Origin of the sequence: Pseudomonas sp. BN417, from assembly GCF_029871205.1 — a bacterium.
Lineage (GTDB): Bacteria > Pseudomonadota > Gammaproteobacteria > Pseudomonadales > Pseudomonadaceae > Metapseudomonas.
The window spans coordinates 23488-31309 of record NZ_SSOJ01000143.1 but is presented as its reverse complement, the minus strand read 5'-3'; the positions used below and the strand labels follow the sequence as shown (position 1 = coordinate 31309).

At 61.9% G+C, this 7822-nt stretch carries 6 protein-coding genes; 2 read left to right on the top strand and 4 right to left on the bottom strand.

Going from position 1 to position 7822, the window contains the following annotated elements:
- Positions 1-695 precede the first annotated feature (695 nt).
- A complete protein-coding gene (locus tag E8F11_RS21660; protein ID WP_280290932.1) occupies positions 696-1808 on the top strand; it encodes a hypothetical protein in 1113 nt (370 codons plus the stop codon).
- A gap of 430 nt (positions 1809-2238) precedes the next feature.
- On the opposite strand, the gene E8F11_RS21655 is transcribed toward E8F11_RS21660, so the two are convergent.
- The 3 genes from E8F11_RS21655 to E8F11_RS21645 form a co-directional block, all read right to left on the bottom strand.
- Positions 2239-3276, bottom strand: a complete 1038-nt coding sequence (locus E8F11_RS21655; protein WP_280290931.1) for a helix-turn-helix domain-containing protein — start codon at positions 3274-3276, stop codon at positions 2239-2241.
- A gap of 294 nt (positions 3277-3570) precedes the next feature.
- The gene (locus tag E8F11_RS21650) at positions 3571-4326 is read right to left on the bottom strand and encodes an SDR family oxidoreductase (protein ID WP_280290930.1); all 756 of its coding nucleotides are present in this window, start codon (positions 4324-4326) and stop codon (positions 3571-3573) included.
- A gap of 9 nt (positions 4327-4335) precedes the next feature.
- Positions 4336-5103 carry an SDR family NAD(P)-dependent oxidoreductase gene (locus tag E8F11_RS21645; RefSeq protein ID WP_280290929.1) on the bottom strand — a complete coding sequence of 256 codons (768 nt, stop codon included), beginning with the start codon at positions 5101-5103 and terminating at the stop codon, positions 4336-4338.
- A gap of 211 nt (positions 5104-5314) precedes the next feature.
- Here E8F11_RS21645 and E8F11_RS21640 point away from each other — a divergent pair, with 211 nt between their 5' ends.
- The gene (locus E8F11_RS21640; protein ID WP_280290928.1) at positions 5315-6298 is read left to right on the top strand and encodes a LysR substrate-binding domain-containing protein; all 984 of its coding nucleotides are present in this window, start codon (positions 5315-5317) and stop codon (positions 6296-6298) included.
- A 235-nt stretch (positions 6299-6533) separates the two neighbouring features.
- On the opposite strand, the gene cax is transcribed toward E8F11_RS21640, so the two are convergent.
- The gene (gene cax / locus E8F11_RS21635) at positions 6534-7607 is read right to left on the bottom strand and encodes a calcium/proton exchanger (protein WP_280290927.1); all 1074 of its coding nucleotides are present in this window, start codon (positions 7605-7607) and stop codon (positions 6534-6536) included.
- Between the last annotated feature and the right edge of the window lie 215 nt (positions 7608-7822).

The window sequence follows — 7822 nt, the reverse complement described above, 5'->3', positions numbered from 1 at the left end:
GGCATGGATGCCGCGAGAGGCGTGCGGGGCCATGGATGGCCCCTCACGCCGGCCCCCCGGAGCGGCGATGGTGCGAGGGGACCCGGCACAGCCGGGCCGGATGCAGGGGCAAGCCTTTTTGGTTTCTTTTTTGGCGACTGAAAAAAGAGACTCGCCGGGAGGCGAAACAGAAACTACAAGCCGGCTCGAAAAGCCGCTTGGCTCATGACCTTCTAGCAACACTTAATGCAGACATAGCCAAGGAGAATGCCGCGCACAGACCAGTTGAGTTGCTGAAGGCGCGGGGATTTCCGATGTGCAGGTTGAGGTCCCCACCAGCAGCTTGAACATCGACTGTCTCGATTTGCCATGGGATGAACATCAGGCGTGCTTTACGCATCCGGGCATTTTGTTGGCCTCAATGCCGGTAACGGCCATACCGAGGTACTCGCTGCCGGCCCGGGCGCGCTGATTCTCAGCCAGGAGCAGGCACGGAGCGGTGATGGAACGCCAGGTCAAGCGGGTGAAAGCGCCAAACCCGGACCTCCATTTCCGTGCACATACGAGGTACGCGGGCCATGCGACAGGATTAGCAAAAGGAGCCGCAGGCCCCGCGACTCTTCAGGGCTTGCGACTCCCAACTGATCCGCCCCTCAAGCTCCCGGGACGTTTTCTACTGAGATGCCTGCGCGTTCATCGCCGAACTCGCTGGCCTATTGCTGCACCTCGACCACGTCGACATCCGGTGCATCGGGCGCGTCAGGGGCGTCAGGGGCGTCCTCGGCAGCTTCTCGGGCTGCATCTTCGGCGTCTTCAGCAGCTTCCCTGGCTGCATCTGCAGCATCTTCAGCAGCTTCCCTGGCTGCATCTTCAGCATCTTCAGCAGCCTCTCTGGCCGCATCTGCGGCATCATCGTCAGCATCCTTGGCAGCGTCCCGGGCTGCATCTGCCTCATCTTTGGCAGCGTCCCTGGCCGCATCGGCTTCAGCTCTGGCGGCATCTCTGGCTGCATCCGCCTCGGCTTTGGCAGCATCCCTAGCTGCATCCGCCGCTGCCCTGGCAGCATCTCTGGCTGCATCCGCGCCCTCTACGCCAGCCGCCTTGGCAGCGTCCCTGGCTGCATCGGCTTCAGCCCGGGCAGCGTCCCTGGCTGCATCTGCATCAGCCCTGGCAGCATCTCTGGCCGCATCCGCCTCAGCTCTGGCAGCATCCCTGGCTGCATCCGCGTCAGCTTTGGCAGCGTCTCTGTCCGCATCTGCGGCATCGTTGTCGGCATCGTTGTCGGCATCGTTGTCGGCATCGTTGTCGGCATCATTGTCATGGGCATTGCCTGGGCCTCTGTTCCCAGCCATACCACCATGGTCGGCGTCGCCGCGCCCCTTGCCTCCATGACCGTCACCGTCATGACCGTCACCGTCATGACCCGCTTCACCATGACCGCCGCCATGACCCCCACCATCACCTCCATGCCCATCTCCTCCATGGCCACCGTGACCGCCACCGCCGTCACCTCCGTGGCCGCCTCCGCCATCACCGCCGTGACCACCGCCACCGCCGCTGCCACCACCATGACCGCCACCGCCGCCGTGACCACCGCCGCCCCCTCCGCTACCGCCGCCACCGTGGCCACCTCCGCCTCCGCCGCTACCGCCGCCACCGTGGCCGCCACCGCCTCCGCCGCCGTCACCGCCATCTTTGGCATACACGCTGGAGAAGCTACTGACGTAATCGGGCACCAGAACAGTCGATGCAGACAGGACTCCGCCAATGGCCAGAGCCAACAAACATTTCTTGAGCAGCATGATGCACCTCCGCTTGGAGTTGCGTAGTCATCTCCGTATCGAACGCAATGACCAGTGAGTTCCCAGCCGCCCACTGGAGCGGCCAGCCAACCGGCGCGGCCATGTATCTGCAGCATCAATGAGCAACTGCGGTTTCCGCACGATCCCTCAGGGCCAGTCAGCGTAGTTACGTGGGAAATTTTCCCACACATTTAAAGCTAGTACCTTCAGCCCGAGTGTCAACGACCGACCATCAGGACTTGCCATGGATGCGGCCTACTCGAACGCCCAGCCGCGCGGGCGCGGCCTCCCGGAATCCGGTCAGGAACTGCCATCACTCCGGCTCTTGGCCCCCGCCCTACCGGCCGGCTAAGTCGCACTATCCAAACCACTTGAGTCGTACCAGGCAGGGCCGGGTACTCATGACCCCAAAGGACGTGGCTACCCACGTTCAATTGAACGGTGCGAGCAAGAGGCTTCAGACCTTGAAATGGTTACGCTTGCGAAACTGCCCTGGGGCCATATCGAACATTGCACGGAAGCAGCGCTGGAAATGCGGGAGGGTCACGAACCCACTCGCCACGGCGATCTCGATCAATGACTTGTTGGTCTGCTGCAACAGTTGGCGGGCACGGGTGAGCCGCAATTCGAGGTAGTAGCGCGGAGGCGTTGCATTCACATGTCGTCGGAAGAGGCGTTCCAGATGTCGCCTGGAGATGCCGACATAACGCGCGATCTCTTCGATCTCGATGGGATCTTCTATGTTGCTGTGCATCAGCTCCAAAGCGAGCTTGAGGGTCTGTGGCAAGGTGGGATCGAAATCGATCGAGACGACGGATACGTCGACAACGTCGCGCATCTTGTCGCAGCTGAGAACCTCCTCCACCGCACTTACCAGCTCCTGGCCGGCACTGTGACGCACCACTTCCAGCATCATGCCCAAGGAGCTGTTTGCGCCCGCGCAGCTGATTCGCTTGCGGTCGAGCACCTGGGAATGACTTGTCACCCTGACCTTGGGAAAGAGTTCCGCCATCATTGCCCGACCATCTGGATGAAAGGCGCAGTCGTGGCCATCCAGCAATCCCGCCTCGGCAAGAAAATAGGCGCCATTCCAGAGCCCCCCAAGCACTGCCCCAGCCGCATCGGCTGATCGCAGCTTCGCCCGCAACAGGGCCTCACCTTCGAGGTGAACGCGGAAACCGCCACAGACGACGATGATGTCCTGGCGCTTCTCTTCCAGCTCGGCCAGCGTGCGATCAGTAGAAATGGAAATGCCCAGGTCACTCACGACCAGGTTGCTGTCCTCTCCCACCACTTGAACTTCGAACACCGGTGACGAACTCATGAGGTTGGCCGTGACCAGCGCATCCACCGCCCCGGTGAAGGCCATCATCGAGAAATGCTCGCGGAGGATGAAGGACACACGTCGAACCGGGTTCGTCAGACCTGCGCGGCGGGCCTTGTCCAGATGCGCCAGGTTCTTGCTCTTCAATACGCTCTCGAAGGACGCTCTCATGTCTCGACTCACGGGCACTCAGGGTACGACTCGACAATCCCCTTGCTGATACTCAGATGTCGGTCCGTACGTCGGTACCAGCGCAAGCAGCTTCTCACAGTTGGGACTTCCGGACAGTGCCGCAATCGCCGCATCCTTTTCCCGAAGCGACGCGCCCGCGGCCGGCGAGAAGATGCCGGCGCGGATTTTGGTCAACGCAGGCCCAAGGCAGCCTCCTCCGCAACGCCAGCAATGCAGAGGAGGCTCAGCAAGCGGCCTGGAGATTCGGAAAGAGTCGCCCGAAGCCGCGCAGTCTCAGAACGGCAACGGCAGCTTGGCAGTCCGACCGCCGTCGACGACGATCACCTGGCCGGTGATAAAGGCCGCAGCCTCGCTAGCCAGAAAGACGACGGCGTTGCCAATGTCCTGCGGCTCACCGGTACGCCCGACGGGATGCAGCTTGAGCAGGCCGGCGCGGGCCTGCACGGGATCTGGCTGGGCATCGATATAGGCGTGGCTCAGGTCCGAGTTGATCCAGCCGGGGGCGATGGCATTGCAGCGAATGCCGTCGCGCCCCAGATCGACGGCCAGCGCACGGGTGAAACCGTGGACGCCGGCCTTGGAGCCGCAGTAGGCGGTATGCCAGGGGTTGGCGCCTATGCCTTCGATCGAGCCGATATTGACGATACTGCCGCCACGCACGCGTAGCTGTGGCAGCAGGGCCTTGGCCAGGAAGACCGGGGCGCGCAGGTTGACGGCCATCATCCGGTCCCAGTCGTCCTCGCTCATCTCCTCGAGCGAGCGTTCGAACATGAACCCGGCATTGTTGACCAGAAGATCGGCGCCGCCGAACCGCTCCTCGGCTGCCCGTGCGATGGCATAGGGCGCATCGCGCTCGGCCAGGTCGGCTTCAACCCAGGCCACCTGCGGGTTGGCGCCCAGGCTTTCATCCAGCGCCTGGCGCTGCGCGACCAGCACCCGAGCGCCGGCTTCCAGGAGTTTTTCGGTGATCCCGCGACCGATCCCACGCCCGCCGCCGGTAACGACGGCCACCTTGTTGTTCAGCATCATCTGCGTTCCTCAGCCTGAAACCGGTTTGGCGCCGGTGACTTCCACCGTCTCGCCGGCAATGTAGCGGGCCTGGTCGGAAGCCAGGAAGGCGATCACATCGGCGATATCCTCCGGCTCGGCGATGCGTCCCAGCGGTACGGTCTTGTTCAGCGCCTCGATCGCCTTGTCCGGGTCCAGGCCTCGGCGCTCGAAGCCGCTGCGGATCATCGGTGTGTTGATTTCGTGCGGGCAGACGGCATTGACGCGGATGCCCAACGGAGCGCAATCGCGGCCGAGGTTCCTGGACAGTGCCGCCACCGCCCCCTTGCTGGTGCAATAGGCGACATGGCCAGGTCCCGGATAGGTACCCCAGACCGAGGACGTGTTGACGATGGCACCGCCGCCACGCTGCTTCATATGGGGGATAGCGGCGCGGCAGAGGAAGAACACCGCATTCAGATTGACGTCCATCGCCGTGAACCACATCTCGTCAGTGGTTTCCTCGATGGTTCCGCGGGGAATGATGCCGGCGTTGTTGAGCAGGATGTCGACGCCGCCGAAGCGTTCGACGGTCCGGGCAATGACCGCTTCACAATATTCCTTCTCCCGCAGATTGCCAGCCAGGCAATCTGCCTCGGCGCCCAGCTCGCGGGCGTGGTCGACCATCGCCTGACAGCCGTCGGCATTGATGTCCGAGATCATCAGGCGTGCACCTTCGGCGGCAAACAGCCGGACCAGGGCCTGACCGACGCCACCGGCGCCTCCGGTAATCACGACAATCTTGTTTTCGAACCTCATCGTTTGCTTCCTCGGGGTGGGTGATCCGAGGTCGATGATCGATGGGCCGCAAACCGCTGACAAACGAGTTTTGCGTGAGCTTCGCTTAGCTTTTGGTTAAGTGAACTACAGACATATGGCGCACAATTCGTCGGTAATCCGGCCGGAGCCTGTCATTCCCGATTGAGCTTTGGTTAACTGCTCGAAGTATCCGACTCATCACCTGTGCCCAATGAGCAACCTCAGGCAGCTACTCCCACCATTGAACGCGCTGCGTACGTTCGAAGCGGCCGCCCGCCATGGCAGTTTCAAGATGGCGGCGGAGGAACTCTGCGTGACCCAGGCGGCGGTCAGTCGCCAGATCCAGACGCTGGAAGACTTCTATGGCCTGAAGCTGTTCCTGCGCGGCAATCGCAAGGTCCAACTCACCAGCGACGGGCATGCGTTGTACCTGGCGGCCTCCTCCGCCCTGCAGCACATAGCCACCGCGTCCCGCGAATTGCTGCGACGCAATAGCCTGGATTATCTGGCCCTGATCACCACGACCGCCTTCGCCCAGCTCTGGCTGATGCCGAGGCTGAAGCAACTGCGAGCCCAGCATCCCGAACTCCAGCTGCACCTGATCAGCTCGGAGGCAAACCCGGACTACCAGGAGCGCTTCAGTGCCGCAGTGACCCTGGGGCTCGAGGAACATCCGCACTATCTGGCCGAGTACCTCTTCTCGGAAGAGATATTTCCGGTCTGTACCCCCGGATTCCTTGAACAGCACCCCCAGATCACGACCCTGGAAGGACTGATGAGCGTCACGCTGCTGAACCTCAGTGCCAGCCACTGGAAAGCCCGGCTCTGGGTGCCCGTCGATTGGTCGTTCTGGCTGAAGCAGTTCGGCTTCGATGCCGCCCTGTGCAAGGAAACGATGGATTTCAGCCATCTTTCGATGCTGCTGGATGCGGTCCAGGAAGACGTGGGCGTCGGCCTCGCCTGGCGCCACCTGGTACAACCGCAGTTGGATGCCGGCACGCTGGTAAGGCCGACCCATGAGACCTTTCTTGCCGACGATCGCAAGCACTACTTCGTCTGCCGCCGAGATTTGGCCGGGTCGAGGGAAATGCAGATACTCCGCGATTGGCTGGTGGAGCAGACGCAGGCGTTGAGGGAGCGGCCGCTTCAGGATGAAGAGCAATCGCCGAGGGCCAGGGGAAAACCGGGCCCTTAGAAGGAAGCAGCACCTCCCCACTTCGATTTTCAAAAGTGCCAGCCGCAGCAACACTCGGCTGACCATGACGGTACGTGGGGCTGCTTCCACAGCCAAAAGCGGACCTCGGAAGTCTCGGATTCTGGTCGGATGGCCGAGAGTGAATCCGGGGGCGGGCTGTTGGCTGCCCTGACTGGACAGGCTCTACTGGCGGCAGCTGTTCGATTGGCTGTTCCTGCTTCGCTACGGGCATGGATCAGACGACTGGCGCGTCAGGCGTGAAAAAGTAGGCCAGACCGAGAATGAGGTAGACGGCCAGCAACTGCACACCCTTGAGCCAATCCGAGCGGCCATCACCCGCCACCTGGCCGGTAATCAGGACTGCCAGCAGGACACTCAGTACCAGGCCGCCCGAGAAGGCCAGATCCATTGGCTGAGAACCGATGACATAACTAGCCAGCACCAGGATAGGTGCGACGAATAGGGCCACCTGGACACTGGAACCGATAGCGATGGAAAGCGACAGATCCATGCGATTCTTCATCGCCGCTGAGATTGCAGACGCATGCTCGGCTGCATTGCCAAGAATAGCCACGACAAACACCCCAACGAACAGGTTGCTGAGCCCGAGCTGGTGAGCGCTGGGTTCGATGGCGGCGACCAGGATTTCACTGATCCAGCCGATCAGCACGGTAGCCGCTGCCAGTACCAGCAACGCCTTTCTCATGGGCCAGAGGGGAGCCTGATGTGGATCGCGCTGGATCTCCGGGGAGCCAGCGAACAGTTTCTTGTGGGTGATCAGCGAATACACCAGGAACAAGCCATACACCAGAAGCAGGACTAGTGAGATGTACAGGCTTAGCGCCTGGAGCCCATAAGGGGCACGCGACGCCACGACCGCGTTGTAGGCGGCGGGCAGAATCAGTGCAATGGTGGCCAGCGTCAGCAGCGTGGCCTGCGAACGGGCAGCGGAGGCGTTGTACAGTTGCTCCGCATGCCGTAGTCCCCCCGCCAGCATGGCGGCGCCGAGTACCAGCAGAATATTGCCGACGATCGAACCGGCGATGGAGGCTTTCACCACATCATGCAGTCCAGCGCGCAGCGCGCTGAGAGCAATGATCAATTCAGTGGCATTGCCGAACGTGGCATTGAGCAGGCCGCCTATGCCCTCTCCGGAACGCTCCGCGAGTTGTTCGGTGGCACGACCCAGCCACCCCGCCAGCGGCACAATGGCCAGCGCCGCCGCCAGGAAAACCAGCAGGTGATACTCCGCAGCGAAGTACTCCAGGAGGACGGCGATGGGGGCGAAGACCAGCATCCAGTTGAGCATCCAAGGTGCTCCTTTGAGGCGGCGGAGTCCACTAAGGATGGCTTGCCCAAGAGGTCTCGTCTAAGCACATGCTGAAGATATTGATTACACCCGGATGACAACCTTCAATAAGGGAGCGGTGGAGCCAGCAGGAAATTTCGAACAGTGCATGTGATGCCCTGCTGTCTTCAACTTGTTCGCTACACTGAATTCATTTCGATAGCGCTTCTCCAGAA

Excerpts from the sequence above, each read along its gene's own strand:
- E8F11_RS21655 (WP_280290931.1), bottom strand. The coding sequence starts at position 3,276 with ATGAGAGCGTCCTTCGAGAGCGTATTGAAGAGCAAGAACCTGGCGCAT.
- E8F11_RS21650 (WP_280290930.1), bottom strand. The coding sequence starts at position 4,326 with ATGATGCTGAACAACAAGGTGGCCGTCGTTACCGGCGGCGGGCGTGGG.
- E8F11_RS21645 (WP_280290929.1), bottom strand. The coding sequence starts at position 5,103 with ATGAGGTTCGAAAACAAGATTGTCGTGATTACCGGAGGCGCCGGTGGC.
- E8F11_RS21640 (WP_280290928.1), top strand. The coding sequence starts at position 5,315 with ATGAGCAACCTCAGGCAGCTACTCCCACCATTGAACGCGCTGCGTACG.
- cax (WP_280290927.1), bottom strand. The coding sequence starts at position 7,607 with ATGCTCAACTGGATGCTGGTCTTCGCCCCCATCGCCGTCCTCCTGGAG.